This is a genomic window from Sphingobacterium sp. WM (genome assembly GCF_029542465.1).
In the GTDB taxonomy this organism is placed as follows: Bacteria; Bacteroidota; Bacteroidia; order Sphingobacteriales; family Sphingobacteriaceae; genus Sphingobacterium; species Sphingobacterium cellulitidis.
Window position 1 is genome coordinate 2,819,743 of sequence record NZ_CP120709.1, and the last position, 19,715, is coordinate 2,839,457.

At 37.9% G+C, this 19,715-nt stretch carries 17 protein-coding genes; 10 read left to right on the top strand and 7 right to left on the bottom strand.

Going from position 1 to position 19,715, the window contains the following annotated elements; all coding sequences use genetic code 11:
• Position 1 precedes the first annotated feature (1 nt).
• Both PZ892_RS12045 and pdxH read right to left on the bottom strand, forming a co-directional pair.
• Positions 2-493, bottom strand: a complete 492-nt coding sequence (locus tag PZ892_RS12045; RefSeq protein ID WP_094255926.1) for an NADH-quinone oxidoreductase subunit C — start codon at positions 491-493, stop codon at positions 2-4.
• A gap of 2 nt (positions 494-495) precedes the next feature.
• Positions 496-1,149: a pyridoxamine 5'-phosphate oxidase gene (gene pdxH / locus PZ892_RS12050; protein ID WP_277711371.1), complete on the bottom strand. Its 654-nt coding sequence runs from the start codon at positions 1,147-1,149 to the stop codon at positions 496-498.
• Positions 1,150-1,336: 187 nt separating this feature from the next.
• On the opposite strand from pdxH, the gene PZ892_RS12055 reads away from it, so the two are divergent.
• From PZ892_RS12055 to PZ892_RS12080, 6 genes are all read left to right on the top strand, one after another.
• The gene (locus PZ892_RS12055) at positions 1,337-1,849 is read left to right on the top strand and encodes a YqgE/AlgH family protein (protein WP_229678343.1); all 513 of its coding nucleotides are present in this window, start codon (positions 1,337-1,339) and stop codon (positions 1,847-1,849) included.
• A 30-nt stretch (positions 1,850-1,879) separates the two neighbouring features.
• Complete coding sequence (locus tag PZ892_RS12060; RefSeq protein ID WP_277711372.1) at positions 1,880-3,139, top strand: PQQ-dependent sugar dehydrogenase; 1,260 nt, start codon at positions 1,880-1,882, stop codon at positions 3,137-3,139.
• 352 nt (positions 3,140-3,491) lie between these two features.
• Positions 3,492-4,727, top strand: coding sequence for an ROK family protein (locus PZ892_RS12065; protein ID WP_277711373.1), 1,236 nt, complete (start codon positions 3,492-3,494; stop codon positions 4,725-4,727).
• Positions 4,728-4,832: 105 nt separating this feature from the next.
• Complete coding sequence (locus PZ892_RS12070) at positions 4,833-5,597, top strand: 5'-nucleotidase C-terminal domain-containing protein (protein ID WP_277711374.1); 765 nt, start codon at positions 4,833-4,835, stop codon at positions 5,595-5,597.
• Positions 5,572-6,537 carry a metallophosphoesterase gene (locus PZ892_RS12075; protein ID WP_277711375.1) on the top strand — a complete coding sequence of 322 codons (966 nt, stop codon included), beginning with the start codon at positions 5,572-5,574 and terminating at the stop codon, positions 6,535-6,537. Before PZ892_RS12070 ends, PZ892_RS12075 begins: the two co-directional genes overlap by 26 nt.
• Positions 6,538-6,552: 15 nt before the next feature.
• Positions 6,553-7,773, top strand: coding sequence for an MFS transporter (locus PZ892_RS12080; RefSeq protein ID WP_094255931.1), 1,221 nt, complete (start codon positions 6,553-6,555; stop codon positions 7,771-7,773).
• On the opposite strand, the gene recR is transcribed toward PZ892_RS12080, so the two are convergent.
• Positions 7,770-8,384 (bottom strand): recombination mediator RecR, encoded by a 615-nt coding sequence (gene recR, locus PZ892_RS12085; protein WP_094255932.1) that lies wholly within the window; start codon positions 8,382-8,384, stop codon positions 7,770-7,772. The two genes, PZ892_RS12080 and recR, sit on opposite strands and share 4 nt — an antisense overlap.
• Positions 8,385-8,482: 98 nt before the next feature.
• Positions 8,483-9,760 (bottom strand): Gfo/Idh/MocA family oxidoreductase, encoded by a 1,278-nt coding sequence (locus PZ892_RS12090; RefSeq protein WP_277711376.1) that lies wholly within the window; start codon positions 9,758-9,760, stop codon positions 8,483-8,485.
• Between the two features lie 212 nt (positions 9,761-9,972).
• Here PZ892_RS12090 and PZ892_RS12095 point away from each other — a divergent pair, with 212 nt between their 5' ends.
• Positions 9,973-10,677, top strand: a complete 705-nt coding sequence (locus tag PZ892_RS12095; protein ID WP_094255934.1) for a TIGR00730 family Rossman fold protein — start codon at positions 9,973-9,975, stop codon at positions 10,675-10,677.
• Positions 10,678-10,850: 173 nt separating this feature from the next.
• On the opposite strand, the gene PZ892_RS12100 is transcribed toward PZ892_RS12095, so the two are convergent.
• From PZ892_RS12100 to PZ892_RS12110, 3 genes are all read right to left on the bottom strand, one after another.
• Positions 10,851-14,072 (bottom strand): TonB-dependent receptor, encoded by a 3,222-nt coding sequence (locus PZ892_RS12100; RefSeq protein WP_182499492.1) that lies wholly within the window; start codon positions 14,070-14,072, stop codon positions 10,851-10,853.
• Between the two features lie 488 nt (positions 14,073-14,560).
• On the bottom strand, positions 14,561-16,939 hold the full coding sequence (locus PZ892_RS12105; RefSeq protein WP_277711377.1) for an endonuclease MutS2: 2,379 nt from the start codon (positions 16,937-16,939) through the stop codon (positions 14,561-14,563).
• 3 nt (positions 16,940-16,942) lie between these two features.
• Positions 16,943-17,665 (bottom strand): DUF4296 domain-containing protein, encoded by a 723-nt coding sequence (locus tag PZ892_RS12110; RefSeq protein ID WP_277711378.1) that lies wholly within the window; start codon positions 17,663-17,665, stop codon positions 16,943-16,945.
• Between the two features lie 77 nt (positions 17,666-17,742).
• Here PZ892_RS12110 and PZ892_RS12115 point away from each other — a divergent pair, with 77 nt between their 5' ends.
• The 3 genes from PZ892_RS12115 to PZ892_RS12125 are packed head-to-tail and all read left to right on the top strand — an operon-like array spanning position 17,743 to position 19,713.
• Positions 17,743-18,432, top strand: coding sequence for a YggS family pyridoxal phosphate-dependent enzyme (locus PZ892_RS12115; RefSeq protein WP_277711379.1), 690 nt, complete (start codon positions 17,743-17,745; stop codon positions 18,430-18,432).
• A complete protein-coding gene (locus PZ892_RS12120; protein ID WP_179221416.1) occupies positions 18,432-18,881 on the top strand; it encodes a GNAT family N-acetyltransferase in 450 nt (149 codons plus the stop codon). Before PZ892_RS12115 ends, PZ892_RS12120 begins: the two co-directional genes overlap by 1 nt.
• On the top strand, positions 18,862-19,713 hold the full coding sequence (locus tag PZ892_RS12125; RefSeq protein WP_277711380.1) for a DUF3298 and DUF4163 domain-containing protein: 852 nt from the start codon (positions 18,862-18,864) through the stop codon (positions 19,711-19,713). Before PZ892_RS12120 ends, PZ892_RS12125 begins: the two co-directional genes overlap by 20 nt.
• Positions 19,714-19,715 lie beyond the last annotated feature (2 nt).

The following is a 19,715-nucleotide window of genomic DNA, read 5'->3' on the forward strand; positions in this document are numbered from 1 at the left end:
CTTATTTAATCGGGATATTATGGTAAGTTTCAGGATCTTGATAATCTTTTCTCAGCGGATACCCAACCCAGTCCTCAGGCATCAAAATTCTTCTTAAATCTGGGTGATCCGTAAAAAATATACCCATTAAGTCATATGCCTCACGCTCATGCCAATCTGCTGTTCGCCAAACCTCAGATACCGAAGGTACCTCTGGCAATTCATTCAAATTCCGATCGGCTGAAACCCGAACCTTTAAACACAATTGCGTTTGAAATGGAATGGAGGTTAAATTATATACGACCTCAAAATATTCCTGCGGAAAGTAATCAACCGCAGTAACATTTGCCAAAAAGTCAAAATAATATCTTGAATCATCTCTAAGAAACTTACAGACTGACTTTAAATAATCAGGTGCTATATATAATGCAGATTGAAGACCAATTTCTTGGACCTCAACGACCGCATCTGGATGAACTGCTTGTAGTATATTTTCTTTGATTTCCTGAATCATAATTAAGGTGCTAAACGATTTATGACCCAGTTGTCATTCTCTTTCAGATAAACTATACGGTCATGTAGTCTACTACTGCGACCTTGCCAAAACTCAACCCGAAAGGGTTTCATTAAGAATCCACCCCAAAACTCCGGTCTCGGCACTTCTTCTACGTTTTCCATTTCTTTTTCAACTTCCATCACCCGATTTTCTAAGGATTCGCGATCTGGAATAATGGCACTCTGCGGAGATGCAATGGCACCTATTTGGCTACCTCGAGGTCTAATGGAGAAATATTCGTCAGAATCTGCTTTAGGAAGTTTCTCAACCTCCGCCTCAAAACGTATCTGCCGTTGCAGCTCTGGCCAAAAAAACAAGGCTGAAACATGTGGATTTTGAAGAATCTCCTGGCCTTTTCTACTGTTATAATTCGTAAAGAAACTCAAACCATCCGCCTTGATATCCTTCAACAAAACAACACGTGAGGATGGATAACCAAGCTCGGATACCGTAGAAACAACCATAGCGGTTGGCTCCATAATTTGCGAAGACATAGCTTCATCAAACCATTTCTGAAACTGTTCAATAGGATTTTTTAGGACGTCCGATTCGCTCAAACTGCTTTTAACATAGTCTTCCCGAATCGCGGCAATTTCTTTATGTTCAATGGACATGGCAAAGGATATTTCCTACAAACTTAACATAATCTCCATTTTTTATAGAAAATGAAATGAAAAATTATTGCTATTTTACAGTGGATTAATAATGTTATTCTATAAATTTGATATAAACACATCTATTTCTGTTATGTTCAACGAATATATTCCAAAACGAGGCAGTCTAATTTTATCCGAACCTTTCATGCTCGACCAAAATTTTGAACGCTCCGTCATCTTATTATGCGAACATGATGATCAGGATGGTACGGTAGGCTTAATCCTTAATCATCGTTCCATGCTCATGCTTTCCGATGTCTTAGAGGAAATCGAAAACCCCGAGGTCCCACTCTATTTTGGCGGCCCAGTGGAAGGCAATGCATTATTTTTCGTTCATAAAGCCCAAGAAAAAATTCCCGGCGGAACCCATATCGTAGATGACCTCTATTGGGGTGGCGATTTTGAACGTTTAAAATATCTGATCAACGAAAGCCTTATCTCAAATGAAGAAGTAAAAATCTTTCTCGGCTATTCTGGATGGAGCCCCGGACAATTGGATGGTGAAATCAAACAAAATTCATGGGCTGTACACAACTCCTTTAATATTGATTTAGCATTTATTACCGATGGCGAAAACCTATGGAAAGAAGCATTGATTAGTATGGGACCTAAGTATGCCCATGTCGCAAACTTCCCGAAAAGACCAGAATTCAACTAATAAAAAATAAACAAACATAAATCAACCAACATGAAGAAACATTTTTCTAACGTTTTGTTTTTCGCAGCAGCAACAGCATTTATTTCCTGTTCTGGAGCGAATTCTAATGGTACTGAACCAAAAGATACAACAACAACCAGTCAGGATACAACAAAATACCCGCCTGTAGAAACACTTCCGGCAAATTCAAACTATAAACCTGCTTTTGAAGGTCAAACTAGAATCGCAGGCGTAAAAACTACCTCTCCTTATGAAGGCGCAGTAGTAGTTGAAGGATTGAAACAACCTTGGGGAATCGCTGAACTTCCTGACGGAAGACTGCTGATAACCGAAAAAGAAGGAACCATGCGTATCGTGGATCCAGCTAAAAAAACAACGAGTGATGCAATCACTAGCATCCCTAAAGTAGATGCTCAAGGTCAAGGTGGTTTATTAGGAATTACCCTAGACCCTGATTTCGCAAGCAATAGAATGGTATATTGGGTCTTCGCAGAACCTGTTTCTGGAGGCAATCACACCGCAGTGGCAAAAGGTAAATTAGCAGATGATGAAAAGTCTATCGAAGGCGCAAAAGTTATCTATCAAGCTTTACCTACCTATAATGGCAAATTACACTATGGTGGACGTATTTTGTTTGATAAAGATGGTAATTTATTCGTTTCAACAGGTGAGCGCTCAGACTTGGAAACTCGCCCTCAAGCGCAACAATTAAACTCAGCCCTTGGAAAAATTTTGAAAATCACCAAAGACGGTAAACCTGCAGAAGGTAATCCTTTCATTGGTAAAGGTGATGCTAAACCTGAAATCTACAGCTACGGACACCGTAATGTTCAAGGTCTAGCAATCAATCCTGCTACCGGAGATCTATGGGATTCTGAATTCGGTCCGCGTGGTGGTGATGAAATCAACTTGGTGAAACCAGGAAATAACTACGGTTGGGCAGAAATTACCTACGGCATCGAGTATAAAGGTGATGCAATCGGAAACCCTCCTATCCAACAAAAAGAAGGAATGGAACAACCTGTTTACTACTGGGATCCAGTTTTATCTCCAAGTGGTATGACCTTCTATAAAGGATCGAATGTTCCTGAATGGGAAAACAACCTTTTCATTGGTGGCTTGAGCAGCACTCATATTGCTCGCCTTGTTATTAAAGACAATAAAGTCGTGGGTGAAGAAAGATTATTGGGTGATAAAGGTGAAAGATTTAGAGATGTTATCCAAGCTAAAAATGGAGCACTATACAGTGTGACAGATGGCGGAAAATTATATAAAGTTGATAAAAAATAGTCTATCGACGATTCAATTTTAAAAGAAGAAGCCCTAACAAATGTTAGGGCTTTTTTATGCACTATAATCACTTAATAGTCAATCCCTAAAACTTCCAAAATATATTTATATTCGTTAAAATTATTAACATACAATTTGTAAATATTTACAACAAATCATAAATATTACAAATAATATCATATTCGCAAATAAAATAGAACCAATTTTTAATTTGAATATTAATTATTTTATTTATTTTAGATAAAAATTTAAATATTTATTCATTAGTTTAATTTAATTGAGTTAATTCCAATAATTAAGATTTATTCAACCCTCAAAAATTAACAATGAGATTTAATTAACTCATGCGATTATGAAATTTATCGAAAATCTTCTGGTCAACCCTTCCGGATTAGGAAAAAAAACTGCCAAATCTGCAAAGAAAAAACTGAAACTTCTAAAAGCTGTTTATGAGCTTGATAACGCTTCAGTCAATGATCTTATGAAAAGTTTGACCTTAAGTTTCCCAACATTAAACAACTTAATGGTTGAACTGGTGTCAAATAATTACTTGACACAGCATGATCGTGGCGAATCCTTAGGTGGAAGAAAACCAAACCTTTACCAATTAACTGATGGTTTATTTAAAGTGTTAACCATCGAAATAAACCGCAAATCTATCCGTTTTAGTGTAGTCGACAATAATAGTATCATCCTATTCCCAGCACAGGAATTTCCCTTCGAATTATCAACAGACATTAAAGAACTACCATCTTTCCTCCAGTTGACCAAAAAATATATTAAAGAACAAAAAATAAATTTGGATCAAATTTCCGGAATCAGTATTTCAATGCCTGGATTGGTAGATCGATCTACTGGTGAAAACTTCACCTACTTCTATGAACCCGGATTTATTCTGGAAAAACACATAGAACATGAATTTAACAAGCCTACCAAAATTATTAACGACGCTAAAGTCGCTACCCTCGCTGAACAATTCTATGGCAAGCTAAAAAAGAAAAATAACGCTTTGGTGATTAGTTTAGATTGGGGAATCTCCCTTGGAATCGTGGCCAATGGTGAGATTTACCTGGGTAAGGATGGTTTTTCAGGTGAAATGGGTCACATAAGCTTTATTAATGAAGGGGAGTTATGTTATTGTGGAAAACGTGGCTGTTTGGAAACTTTGGTCTCAGGTACCGCATTGGTCAACAAAGCTAAACAAGATATCGAAAATGGAACCCCAACCTTAATCGTGTCCCGATACAACAATACAGAACTTACTCCCGAACATATTATCCAGGCCGCAATGGACGGTGACCAATATGCTATCCAACTAATTTCTGAATTGGGCGGTAAATTAGGTCGTGCTATCTCCCTGTTGATGCAACTGTTCAACCCAGAAACAATTGTTCTCTCAGGAAGCTTCGCAAGGTCTTCCATGTTAATGATAACCCCTATTCAACAACAAATCCAAACCTATTCCATGAGCAAAATCGCAACTGGATGCAGTTTACAAGTATCAAATCTTTGTGAAAACGGACAAGCATTCGCCCTGGCAAGACATTTTATTAACACTTATTTTGAGGATAGGATTGAAATGAATTAAAATAAAGTTACTTTAAGATTAATATTTACAATATCCTTTTCTTTTGTTCTCAAATTCTTTTGGATTCAGGGCATTCTTAATACCTTTGCGAATAATTCAAATTATATGAGTACACAGCTATCCAAGTACAGCGTCCTATTCTGGATGTCCGTCCTTTTAGTCTTCAGCTCTTGTAAGACTTCATTTTACCAAACTGCTGTTTCGAACAAACAAATGCTGGAAATCAATAATCAAATTCCAGAAGACACAGCAATATCCAGGTATATTTTACCCTATAAGAATCAACTTGAAGATAAGATGAATCAAGTCCTGGGCTATGCCCCTGAGGCTTTAATCAAAAACAGAAACCTGCCTGAAACGCAGTTAAGTAATTTCTTCGCAGATGCTTTACTTGCTATTGGTCAAAAAGTTGACCCTCAAGTCACTTTCTCCATGGCGACCAAAGATGGAATCAGAGCCGGAATCAAACAAGGAAATGTAACTGTGGGATCCATCTTCGAAGTGATGCCTTTCGAAAATTACATCACTATTTTAGAGCTTAAAGGCTCCGATGTAAAAGTACTCGCTGATTTTATCGCAGAGACAAATGGTCAACCCCTAGGCAATACCAAGGTAGTTATCAAAGACAAAAAAATCGAAAGCTTCAAAATTGCGAATCAAGACATCGACCCCAACAAAACATATAAACTTGTCACTTACGATTTCATCGCCAATGGTGGTGACCTTGTAAGAGGACTCAATTCTCCAATTAGCAGAAATACAACCTCAGAACGCGTTAGAGAAGCATTGATCAACTATGTTCAGGAATTAACAAAAGAAGGCAAAAAAGTAGAATCAAAATTAGATGGAAGAGTTAAAATCATTGAATAGAAGAAGCTTTTTAAAAAGCATGGTAGCTTTGGGAGCAACAGCCTCACTTAGCACCATTCCATTTGCTGGCTATAGCAAATCCAAAGAAGTAAAAATTACTTTCCTGCATACTAATGATGTTCATAGTAGAATTGAACCGTATCCAATGGATGGCTCAAGACTCCAGGGCTTAGGAGGTGTTGCTAGACGCAGTACCTTAATCCAAAAAATCCGCTCCGAAGAGAAAAATGTGCTGCTATTTGATGCTGGCGATATGTTCCAAGGAACCCCATATTTCAATGTCTTCGATGGTAAAATAGAATTGGAATTGATGTCAAAATTAGGATATGACGCCGGAACTTTCGGAAATCATGAATTTGACAATGGTCTACCTGGATTGTTAAAGCATTTTGATAAGGCCAACTTCCCTTTTGTGACCTCGAATTACGATTTCACAGGCACGATCATGGAGGGCAAAACCAAAGATTACCTGGTCTTCAATCGTGACGGTGTAAAAATCGGGGTATTTGCTGTCGGAGTGGATTTAAAAGGCCTCGTAGATCCTAAAAGTTATCAGGGTGTAAAAATTTCTGACCCAATTGAAGTTGCTCAAAAATATACCCATAAATTAAAGAAGGAACTTAAATGTGATTTGATTATTTGTTTATCCCATATCGGATACAACTATGATACTGACAAAGTTTCGGATTTACTCTTGGCAAAAAACTCCAGAGATATCGACTTAATTATCGGCGGACATACTCATACTTTCTTGACAAAACCTACAGAAGTCAAAAATTTAGACAACCAGATCACTTTGGTAAACCAAACTGGCTTTTCTGGGGTTAATCTAGGAAGAATCGATTTTATCTTGGACAAGAAGAAGGGTACAAAAAGAAGTATCGCAACAACATATACCATTGACAAAAGTTTAGATAAAGAATCAAGCAGAATTGCTTAAGTAACCTAACAGATATTGAGAGCATTAATTCGACTTTATATTAATTCATATAAAGGCCTATCGCCTGCTGCATGGCTATTGGCCCTTGTGATGTTGATTAACCGTGCGGGATCAATGGTCATCCCTTTCCTTGGTATTTATATGTCATCAGAACTTGGGTTTAGTAAAACACAAATTGGGTTGGTGTTAGGATGTTTTGGATTGGGCTCTGTTTGTGGTTCCTGGCTCGGTGGCTGGCTAACGGATAAGTTCGGAAACTTTAAGGTACAAGCCTGGAGTTTGATCTTGGTGATCCCATTATTCTTGGTTCTGCCATTATTCCGAACTTTTGAAGGTCTGGCCATGATGATCTTCTTCTTAACCTTGGTGGCCGACGTATTTAGACCTGCCAACTCCGTATCTGTTGCTCGGTATGCAAAACCAGAAAATATTACCCGTGCCTATTCATTAAACCGAATGGCAGTGAACCTAGGGTTCTCCATTGGCCCTGCCCTTGGTGGTTTCCTAGCTAAGTTCTCATACAATTGGATCTTCTACGGAAATGCCATTGCAGCAGCTTGTGCTGCCATTGTATTTATCTATTTCTTCAGAAACCGAAAAGCAAGAACTGAAATCGGACAAACTAAATCCGCAACGGAACTTCCTGATGATAAACCAGTCAGAAACGCTTATAAAGATGGATTATTTATCGTCTTTAATATTCTCTGTTGCTTATTTTCAATGGCATTTTTCCAACTCCTCAGTACCTTACCTTTATTCTACAAAGAAGCGCATAACTTGCATTCTGATGAAATTGGATTATTACTAGGTTTCAGTGGATTCGTAATTGTATTGTTCGAAATGGTCTTGGTTCATGTGGTCGAACATAGGTTTTCTGTGCGGCAGATTATGCTTTGGGGTACTGCAATATCAGGTATGTCCTACCTGATGCTCACAACGGACATGGGAATTGCTTGGCTATATCTTGCCATGTTCTTTTTATCAACAGGTGAAATGCTGACCTTGCCATTTACAGCCACCGTGGCTATCAATAGAGCAAACAAAAACAACCAAGGAGCATATATGGGATTCAACTCCCTTGCATTTGCGGCAGCGAATATTTTCTCCCCTTTCTTGGGAACATATACTGCTGATCATTATGGCTATTCTACCTTATGGACAGCAGCAGGATTAACTTTAATATTTTGTGGAATAGGCTTCTATTGGATTATCAGCAAGATGAATGCTGAAAATTAACCTACATTTCTTTCATAAGGAACTCGGGTTGCAATCGAGCGACCCAAGGTTATTTCATCAACATACTCTAACTCACCACCGAAGGCAATTCCTCGAGCGATCGTGCTTATCTGTACATTAAATTCCTTCAATTTCCTGTATAAATAGAAAATCGTGGTATCCCCTTCCATCGTCGCACTTAATGCTAAAATAACTTCTTGAACACTTCCATCGCGTACACGGTCTATCAATCCCTCAATCTTTAAATCCGCAGGTCCTATTCCTTCCATCGGCGAAATCAAACCACCCAAAACATGATAAACCCCTGAATACTGGTTCGTATTTTCAATCGCCATCACATCCCGCGTATCTTCAACCACACAGATTAAACCTTTTTCTCTCTTAATGGATGCACAGATCTCACATTGATCCGTATCCGAAATATTATAACAGGTACGACAATATTTAATATCCTTTTTCAATCGGTCCAATGACTCCGTAAACCGACTAACTTCAGCATCTGATTGTTTCAATAAATGTAATACCAAACGCAAAGCGGTCTTCTTCCCAACACCGGGTAATTTCCCAAATTCTTCTACGGCTTGCTCAAGGAGTTTTGATGAAAAGTTCATTCTTCAAAATTACGAAAATATTAAGCAAAATAATACGCCAGAATTCTTTCGAATATCTGGCGCATCGGTTTATGAAACAAATCTATGTGTGCTCTATTTTAAAAATCTAAATAATCCCATTTCCCTCGGTAAGCTCTACCTTTCAGATTATTCGCAAATGGGCTATCAAACTTCTCCTTTTTAGGATCCCATTTTATCGGTTTTTGCAATTGATAAGCAATATTAACCGCATTACAGACCGTCGCTGTACGATGTCCGATTTCTACATCACAAATTGGCTTAGAACGCTTCTTTATCGCATCCACAAAATCCTTATAATGGTTTTCCGAATAGTAAACCTTACGATTCTTCTCTGGAATTTCCAGCTTTGGCAAATCAGCCTTGTCGGACCTCAAAAACTCCCTTGCCACTTCTATCTTACCTTCAGTACCTAGAAACTGAATAGCATTGAAACTCCCCCAGGATTTATGATGAACTTTTACCCCATTTTTATAGGTAAAATATAAACCTTCTTTGGCCATTGGAATTTCCGGTGGTGTAAAGGACACTGGTCCGGAATGATCCATATCTAATGCCCACTGAACAATATCAAACATATGTGCTCCCCAATCGGTCACATAGCCACCGCCAAAACCATGATACAAACGCCACATCGCCCATTCTGGTGCTCCTAATAATGGACTCAATATCGGATTGTAACCTCTGTATAAGGAGGGACCAACCCAAGAATCCCAATCCAAATGCGCTGGGGATTCTAATGAAGGTAAATCGCATTCCTTGACAGGTTCTCCTATTGAAACATTGACCTCTGTGATTTCTCCTATATAACCATTGCGAATGAGGTCTGCTGCCTGCCGAAAATTATATTGAGAACGCTGCATACTTCCTGTTTGCAATACACGCTTATATTTCCGGACAGCATCCACCATGGCCCTTCCTTCATCAATCGTTAAGGCCAAAGGCTTCTCACAATAAATATCCTTTCCAGCTTTCGCACTATCCACGACATGCATCGCATGCCAATGATCAGGCGAAGCAATTATGACCGCATCAATATCTTTCCGTGCCAATAAATCCCGGTATTGACCATAGCCTTCCACCGGATGCCCCGATTTGGATGCATTTAATTTATTAGCTGAACCTATAAAATGATTTAATTTCGAACTATCAACATCAGCAGCGGCAATGACCATCGTCTCAGGCAATTCCATAAAGCGACTTAACAAGCCTCCTACCTGCTTACCTACTCCAATGAACCCCAGATTTAATCGATCACTTGGTGCAAGAAATCCTTTCCCACCCAAAACATGTCGAGGTAAGATGCTAATTCCAGCCGCAGCCAAAGCAGTTTTGCCGATAAAATCCCTTCTGTTCATTTTAGGTTTAAGATATTTTTATTAGCGAATAGGTTTAATTGGCTAAATGTAGTAAATCGGTTTATTAATTCAAAATTTCGTTGAATTTTTTATGTTTTTTTATTAAAATAATAACAATATCACTTGCCTAGCAGAAGTTAATATAAAATCTTATATTACATCGAAAAACGCTACAAAAGCATTTTTCTGCAATAAATATTAAAATAAACCAAATGGTTAAAGACGATAAAATTAGAAATTCATTTGCCAATAAAACTTGGCAAGAAATAAAAGTAAAAGACTCCTGGCAAATCTTTAAGATCATGTCAGAATTTGTAGATGGATTCGAAAAATTAGCTAAAATCGGTCCCTGTGTTTCAATCTTCGGTTCTGCTAGAACCCCTGACGAACATAAATATTATCAAATGACCGTTGAAATCGCTAGACTACTAGCTGATCGCGGGTACGGTGTTATTTCAGGCGGAGGACCTGGAATCATGGAAGCCGCAAATAAAGGCGCTTATAATGCCGGTGGAAAGTCTGTAGGATTAAATATTGAACTCCCACATGAACAATTCCATAACAAATACATCGACCGCGATAAACTCCTGGAATTTAATTACTTCTTCGTAAGAAAGGTTATGTTTATGAAATATTCCCAAGGTTATATTGTGTTACCTGGTGGATTTGGAACCATGGATGAGCTGTTTGAAGCAGTAACCCTAATTCAAACAGGCAAGATTGCTCGATTCCCAATTGTACTTGTAGGAACGGAGTATTGGAATGGTTTGTTCGACTGGATCAAGAATACCATGTTAGGCAATAAATACATCAGTGAAGAGGATTTGAACCTATACAGGATGGTGGATACAGCTGAGGAAGCTACGGAACATATCTTTAGGTTCTATGATAAGTATCTATTGAAACCGAACTTTTAATAATCAAAACGCCTGGAGATTTCCAGCCTTTAATAAAACATATCAATCGCCCTTTTACAAGGGCGATTTTTTTATGAAATATACCTTTGAAAAGATTCCGATCCAATTCATTTCCATAAAAAAAATCCCCCGGCATAAACCGAGGGATTTGTATGATGAAAATTTGTTTAATCTTAGTTGAAGATATAACGAACACCTAATTGCGCTGACCATCTAGATGGAATATCAGACGTAAAATAAGGTTTGTTTTCATTTAAGTTACCCAATTTGTATTGAGGAATGTTTGTGTTTTGTTGGAAACTATCGAATGAAATTGGTCTAAATGAGTTATCCCAAAAACTTCCGCCACCACTGTATTGCTCACCCCATTTTTTATTGATCAATGCTCCCACATTCATGATATCAAATGAGATTTGGATAGTATTTTTCTTTCCACCAACATTGGTAAATACATCTTGTAAGATTCTAAAGTCAAATCTGTGTGAGAAAGGTGCTTTATCACCATTTCTTTCGGCATATTGACCTCTTCTGCTTTTCAAGTATGGATTAGCTTCAATAAACTCGTTGAATGCATTCCATTGTTGTTCTGGAGTAACATCTCCGTTTTGTACGAATTTGATCTCAGAAGCATCTTTAGGAATGTACATCAATGAATATTGGTCACTTGAACTACCAGCAGTATATCTTCCTGGGTCACCAGCAATTAAGTATGAGAATCTAGCTCCTGATTGACCTGTATATACTAATGAAAGTGTAGTACCTAAGTGGTTTAAGTATTCTTTAGAGTAAGAAACATAACCAATGATTCTGCTTCCTGTACTGAATGGATTGTGTCCTAAAGTAATGTTGTTTGAACCATTAACAGTTGCTGTTCTGAAGAAGTTCGATTGGTTTTGTGAAGATGATCCAGAGAATAAATCTTTAGATTCTGTATACGTATATGCCAATGAACCGAAGAAACCGCTGTTGAAGGATTTCGACAATTGAGCAGTTGCTGACCAAGAGTAACCTTTGTTTACATTATCAATGTAAATTACCTGAGTATAGTTAGGCAATACTAATTTTGCATCTTTAGTAGCACCATACAATAAACGGTTATCAGCACCTTCTAATTGTCCAATAGGATCTTTCATGTTCAAGTCAGTAAATCTGAATGAACTTAAGTTCTTAGAGTACATGAATTCAGCTGTTGCCATAACTCCTCCAGGTAATTGGTAATCAACACCTAATGAAGTTCTAGCAATTTGAGGTAATCTCAAGTTTTTGTCTAACACTGAAATATTTCCGGAAGGCTTAACCTCTCCTGGGTTTTTCGGTTGGTTGTTAGGATCAGCAATGAAACCAATATTAGGAGCATTTGAACCAGCATTAAGTTGGTTACCACCCAATAATGCACCACTTTGAGTGTATGCACCTGCAGACCATACAAATGGGAAACGTGAAGTAAAGATACCAACACCACCACGAACGATAGCTGTACGGTCACCTTTAACATCCCAGTTGAATCCTAATCTTGGAGACCACATGAATGTCGCTTTTGGCATTCTGTTAGTCATTACATCATATCTTTGTGCTAAGATAGAGTTGTTGAAATCTGTGTTTTCCAATGGATCTGTAAGATAAATAGGAATATCTACACGGATACCACCAGTCAATTTCAAATTATCAGCCATTTGGTACTCATCCTGAACATAGAATCCTAACTGCATAGCTGAGAAGTCTGCTCCTTGTTTCGGATCACTTGTATTGCTATAGTTGTATTGGAAACTGGTTGCTAAACCTCTCTCGAAGTTTTCAATCGCAGTATATGGATTTCCTGTGGATGGGTTGATATCAGAACTTGGAGAATTACGGAAAGTATAGTTACCGAAAGCACTACCAATGAAACCATTGTACATTTTGTAAAACTCGTTGTGAGTACCAAATGTCAATGTATGGTTTCCTTTGTATAAAGTTAAGTTATCTGTTAAAGTGAAGATATCCTGATCTAACTGGTTAACAGTTGAGAATGGCTCAGCACCTAAGTTGATGTTCATACCTGAACCTAAGTCAATAGCTACTCTTGGGAAAGGATTTCCTGGAGTTGTTCTTGGCTCAGTAACATTGGTATAACCAATAACTAAGTTGTTTGATAATCTATTGTTAAATCTACTGTTTAATTCTAATACCGCTGATTGCGTAGTACTTTTTCTTAAAACCGCACCATTTGAGAAGGTAAGAGAGTTTTGAGAACGATTTAAATCTGTAGCAGAACCATTAACGTAGCTATATCTAGCAGTTAATTTATGCTTATCATTGATGTTGAAATCAAATCTTGTAAAGATCTTATCTGATTTATTGTTGGATTCTTGAGCCAAGAAACTTCCTGGATCATATCCTAATTGACTTGCTTTATCAGCAACACGTTGAACATCTGCAACAGTAAACTTAGAACCGTCAGTCCCTGGAGCGAAACTTAATGGTGTTGCGTTGCCTGTGTTCTCATAGTTCAAGAAAAAGAATAATTTATTCTGAATGATCGGACCACCTACTCTAACCCCCCATTGGTGCTCTTTGAAATCCTGAAGTTTCGTTCTTTCTTGTCCTTCATCTAATAATGCAAATGGAGTTTTTCCAGTCAAGTTTTGATTTCTTAGGAAATAATAAACCGACCCTTTAACATCATTCGTTCCTGAACGTGTTACAGCCGAAATACCACCACCAGCAAAACCACCTGCTCTAACATCAAATGGCGCAATCTGAACAGTCATCTCTTCAATCGCATCCAATGAAATTGGAGAAACACCAGTACTTGATCCGTTTGTACCAGCACTGCTCAATCCAAATACGTCATTACTAACCGCACCATCAATCGTCAACTGGTTGAAACGGTTGTTCATACCACCAATAGAAAGTGCATCCCCTTTTACGTCTGCTTGTGGGGTCAAACGTGTAAAATCATTCAAGCCCCTTGAAATCGTAGGTAATGCCTGAATAGTTCTGTTTGAAATACTCGTAGAAGCACCTGTCTTTAAGTTTTGACCCTTCTTCACTCCTGTGATTGTGATCTCATCAATAGTAGTTGTGCTTTCACCGAATACTGGATTCAATTCAAATGAACGACCCAATTGTAAGAATACATTTTCATAAACGATTGGCTCCTGGCCAACAAAAGTAACCTCAATTTTGTAAGGTCCTCCAACACGCATCCCCGCAAGACTGAAACGTCCAGCCTCATTCGATGAACTGGTATAAACAGTTCCTGATGGCGTGTGAATAGCTTTAATAGTAGCACCTGTCGTCTTATCACCATTGGTTTGGGTGACAACTCCAGACATACTACTTGTGGTAACCTGAGCTTGGATGGTTCCATAACTTGCAAGTACCAAAGCAAAGAAAAGTAAAGATTTCTTCATACGGTTTGTTATTATTTCAGGACAAAAATAAAAAGACATATTGATTTTCAGAGTTAGTTAACATAAACTTAATATACTCATAGCCACCTTTTTGCACTTATCTGTCTTATTCGAGTAAGCAAAATTTTAAATACTGAATAGTTTTATAAACAACTACCCTATTTCATTGAAATATTCGCAATGAAACCGATTGCAATTTGATATTTTAACAAATTTTAACATTTTTCAAAATGTGGAAAAGTTTTTTCCTATTTCTCAGTATTTGACAGTTTACCCGACAACTATTTTTGAATTCTGCCCAATTCCTCCCGCTTAACATCACCCAACACCCTCCAAAAATCCCCTGAAAACAGGAAATCTAAACCCACTAATCATCAGTATTTTATTTTTCAATATTTGGAAATCTTAATGAATGAAAAACTCAAGCTAAAACTCCATAAAAAAAGGGAACCAAATGATTTGATTCCCTTCTATAAATATTTTATTTCCTAATCCAAATAGGCATAGGTAATCCCATCCCCACCCCGATCGGCATGCTCATCCTCAAACCGACTTACATGATTGTATTTTCTTAAATAATCCCGAATAAATTTACGCAATATCCCATCCCCTTTTCCATGCACTATCTTCAATGAAGGATAACCAATCATAACCGCACGATCCAAGATCTGCTCGATTTTCCCTAAAGCATCCTCGGTTCGCATTCCTCGAACATCAACCTCCGGACTGAAGTCCGCAACACTATCTGATGAAACTGACCTGAATCGCTTCGCAGCCTTAGATTTCTCCTTACCACGCAACTTCTCGACCTTGTTCTTCTTGACAACGGTACGTAAATCTCCTAGGGCTAGAATAAGGTTATTCTTTGCTATCTCAATCACCTGCGCCTCATTTCCAGTATCAATGATCTTAACCCAATCCCCAACTTCTACTTCCGCAATCGTATCAGGTGTAGGCACTGCCCTTTTAATCTCTTTTATTTGCTTTTCCTTCAACTTATCTGAAGCATGCTGTAATCCTGCCCTTAATTTCTTCGTCTCTTCCTTTTCAGCTTGCTTGGTTTTGATCTCAGCAATGGTATTCTCAACCAATTTATTCGCATCTTTAATAATCTGCCTAGCCTCCTCCTTCGCATCCTTCATCAATTGCCGCTTATTCTCTTCTAAGTAGCTTTTCAACTCATTCAATTCGGCTTGCTGGCCAAGCATTTCTTTCTCCCTTAAATTGATGGCTACCTTGGTATCATAAACCTCTTTTTTCTCCCTTTCTAGATCAACTAATAAGGTGTCTACTTTCTTCTGCTGCACACCTATTTTTTGCTTGGCTAAATGCAGGACTTCCTTGGGTAACCCTATATTTTGAGCAATCTCAAAAGCATAAGAGCTCCCAGGCTTCCCTGTTTGAAGGATATATAAGGGTTTCATCGCCTCATTATCAAATAACATCGACGCATTCTCAATACCTTCCGTATTACTTGCAAATACTTTCAGATTGGAATAGTGGGTGGTAATCACTCCGCGAATTTTCTTCTTATTCAAAACCTCTAGCACAGCTTCCGCAATTGGCCCCCCGAATTGTGGATCAGTTCCTGTTCCAAACTCATCAATCAAAACCATGGTACGCGCATTTGAAAATTGCGTAAAATGTTTCATCTTGGAAAGATGCGCACTATAGGTACTTAAATCACTATCGATCGATTGGTCATCCCCAATATCTGCAAAAAATTGCTTGAATACGCCTAATTTTGAAGTGGTTTCACAAGGAATTAATAAGCCAGATTGAAACATGAGTTGTAAAAGACCAACCGTTTTCATACAGACTGATTTACCGCCTGCATTCGGTCCTGAAACCAATAATACTCGATCTATCTCATCAATTTTTAAATTCAGAGGAACCACAGAATGATGACCATCCTGTTTGGAAGCTAAATATAACAATGGATGCTTGGCATTCACCAAAATTACCTCCGCTTCCTTGGAAAGTTCTGGCATCTGCCCATCGATATCCAATGCAAATAAGGCCTTGGCTCTTACGAAATCTAATTTGGTCAATAAACCATGATAAGCAAACAACAAAGGTACATGCGGCCTTAACTCACTGGTCAAGCTAGTCAAAATCCTAACAATTTCCCTCCGTCGTTCGAACTCAAGATCTCGAACTTTATTATTCAGATGAAACACCTCCTCCGGTTCAATATACGCGGTTTGACCAGTAGCCGATTCATCATGAATCAATCCCTTTAATTTACGCTTGTTCTCCGCTAAAATCGGAATACATAATCGCCCATCACGAATCGTCAGACTGCCATCTGCCGTCCATCCGTTCTGTTGAGCTTGCTTATAGACTGAATCAAGTCGCTTACGAGCTTCCTGCTCCGCTTTACTGATTTGTGAGGTGATCTCCAATAATAATCTTGACGCATTATCCTTTATCTTGCCCCGGTCATCAATAATCTGTTCGATTTGACGCACAATATTCTTCTCTATTGGAAGATGTTCAAATAATAATTCAAGATTTGGATATTGCTGCGCACGATCATTAAAATATCGAATTATAGCATAGACGGTTCTCAAGGAAAGCAATATCCTGTGAAACTCCTCCTCCAATAAGAATGAGCCCTCTACCTTTGCTTTTTCAATGATCCCTTTAATAGGATAAAAATGATCCACAGGAAGTGGGGCATCATGAACCAATAAATCCTTAAATTCATTCGCTTGACGCAAGAAACGATCAATTAAATCCAATTTAACTTGTGGCTGGATCTTTTCAACCAATTCCTTCCCAGCCTCACTCAGACATTTCGCCTTGATGAGATCTTTTATCTCCGAAAATCCTAACTTTTCTACTGCGTTCTGTGGATAAATCATTTTCTATTGTACAATTGGCCTCTCACGCGGTCTGGTAACCGGTTTGAGCCTTTCGTTTCTTCGTTTAAAAGGTATAGTATCTACTTTTTGCTCCTTAAATTCTGACGGATCCGGCAGATTTATACTGCTGTCCGGCTTTGTCTCACTTGGAATCGGTAGAGTAGAAATATCTGGTGTGACTGATTCTACGTTTTGCTTCTTTTCAAACAGGTTCTTTCCTAAGATCGGCATTAACCCGACTGGCTCATAAAACCTTCTCGTACGCTCGGCAATTGAAACTTCACCTGTATCTCGCTGTGCATTCAAAATCATATCGTTCAACGTCTGCAACTTCATCTGCGAACGTGTCACTCTATTTATGCTATCTTGAGTCCGTACATTCATCAATGAATCCTGCGAAATATAACTCCGTTCCTTTTTTTCTAAGTTTTTCAAAACTTGATCATAGGTTTTTGATGTTAAATCCGGATTTCCAAAATAGTAATCTACATTCTTGGTGAATGAAACGGAATCTAATCCATACTTGCTGAAAATCTGTTCATACAAAGGATCCATCACCTTTTTAGCACTGTCAACAGGGATATTCGATATATAACCATCGAGTATATGAACCTCTGACATCAGCTCAACCATGTCCGCTTGAGGTAATATGCCTTCAGGAACCTGCTTTTTGCAGGAAATGCTTATAAAAAACAAAGGAAGTAAACCAAGTATTAATCGTTGCATTTTGTAAATTTGTACAAAAATACAGAAAAGCTTGCATATAGCTTTCTTAAATTCATCAATGCGAACCCTTTTTCATCATGAGTATAGCAAAGAATATTACAGAATTACAAAAAGAATTGAACCCCATTGGCGTATCATTAGTAGCAATCTCGAAAACTAAACCTAATGAAGACATCATGGAAGCCTATGATGCTGGACAAAGAATTTTCGGCGAAAACCAAGTTCAAGACCTAGTTGCTAAATACGAAAGCTTACCTAAAGATATCGAATGGCACCTTGTAGGACACCTGCAAACAAATAAGGTCAAATATATCGCCCCCTTCGTGAGCTTGATTCATTCTGTAGATTCAATGAAAGTATTAGCAGAAATCAACAAACATGCCCTGAAAAATAATCGTACCATCGATTGCTTATTGCAAATCTTCATTGCTGATGAAGACACTAAATTCGGACTCGACCATGCTGAAGCCATTGAACTCCTGCGTGATGAAGAATTTCAAGCCTTCAAAAATATCCGAATCCGTGGTTTGATGGGAATCGCAAGTAATACCGAAAACGAAAAAATTGTTAAAGAAGAATTCTACGAATTAAAAATGCTTTTTGATGGAATCAAAACCACTTATTTCCGAAAAGTAGATAGTTTTGATATCTTGTCCATGGGAATGTCTTCCGATTATAAAATCGCTATTGAACAAGGTAGCAATATGGTGCGATTAGGAAGTACCATTTTTGGAAAAAGAGTAATCAAACATTTTAAAGCAAAATAATGAGTTTAACAATCCGAAATGCAGTAAAAGCAGATTGCCCAAAATTATTGGAATTGATAAAGGAATTAGCCCTTTTCGAAAAAGCACCTGAACAGGTCACGGTAAGTATGCAGGAATTTGAAGAATCTGGATTCGGTGAAAATCCAGTGTGGTGGGCTTTCGTAGGAGAATATCAGGGCGAAATAATTGGAATGTCTTTATATTACATTCGATACTCTACCTGGAAAGGTAGACGTTTATATTTAGAAGATATCATTGTCACTGAAAGCATGCGTGGAAAAGGTTTTGGAAAACTCTTACTGGACCACACTATTGAATACGCCAAAGAACAAGGATATTCTGGCATGATGTGGCAAGTCCTTGATTGGAATACCCCAGCAATAGATTTTTATAAAAAATATAACACAAAATTTGACGGAGAGTGGATAAATGTTAATATCGATTTTTAAACCTTCTTTTATTCCTATTCTTGCTTCTGCCCTACTTGCGGCATCGTTATTTTCTTGTCAAAGCAATAAAACTGGCGGAACTAATGTTCATAATCACCCTGTCACTTATGGAAAGGACTCCTTAGCTTTTCGCGACACCCTGATCAAAGAAATCAGCCCTTATTTCGCAGGTGATGAAGATCATATTGATACAACCTATGTAGAATTAAGCTACCCTATTTTCCAGGACAGCAGCATGAATAAAATCGTCAAGGAAAATATCCTTCTTGATAATGAGCTTACCCTAGACCAATATGTCCACAATTTTCTAGAAGGCTATGGAAATTTTATTGAAGAAAATGAAGTAAAATACAGCATCGCTTGGCAAAAGGAAACTGATATCCAGGTTAAGATGAATAACCCCTATTTGATCATGCTCGGAAATATGACCTATGAATTCTCTGGAGGTGCTCATGGCAATAATTATACAGTCTGGAATGTATATGATGCTCAAACTAAACAAAAATTACCCCTGAATACATTTATTTCTGAAAATAAAATGAAAGAATTTACTAAAATTGCAGAAAGATTCTTTCGTAAAGAAGAAGGTTTGGCTGACAGCAGTAGCTATCAAAACGGTTATTTCTTTGAAAACGACCAATTTACACTGGCTGCAAATTATGGAATTGATAATGAAGGACTATTATTCTATTATAATCCCTACGAGATCAAACCATATTCTGAAGGTCCAACGCTTCTAAGCATCCCTTTTGATGATATTCAGGAATGTATGACCCAAACCGGAAAGAACTATATTAGTAAAATCAAAGAGTATTACAATTCAATTCAGTAGTA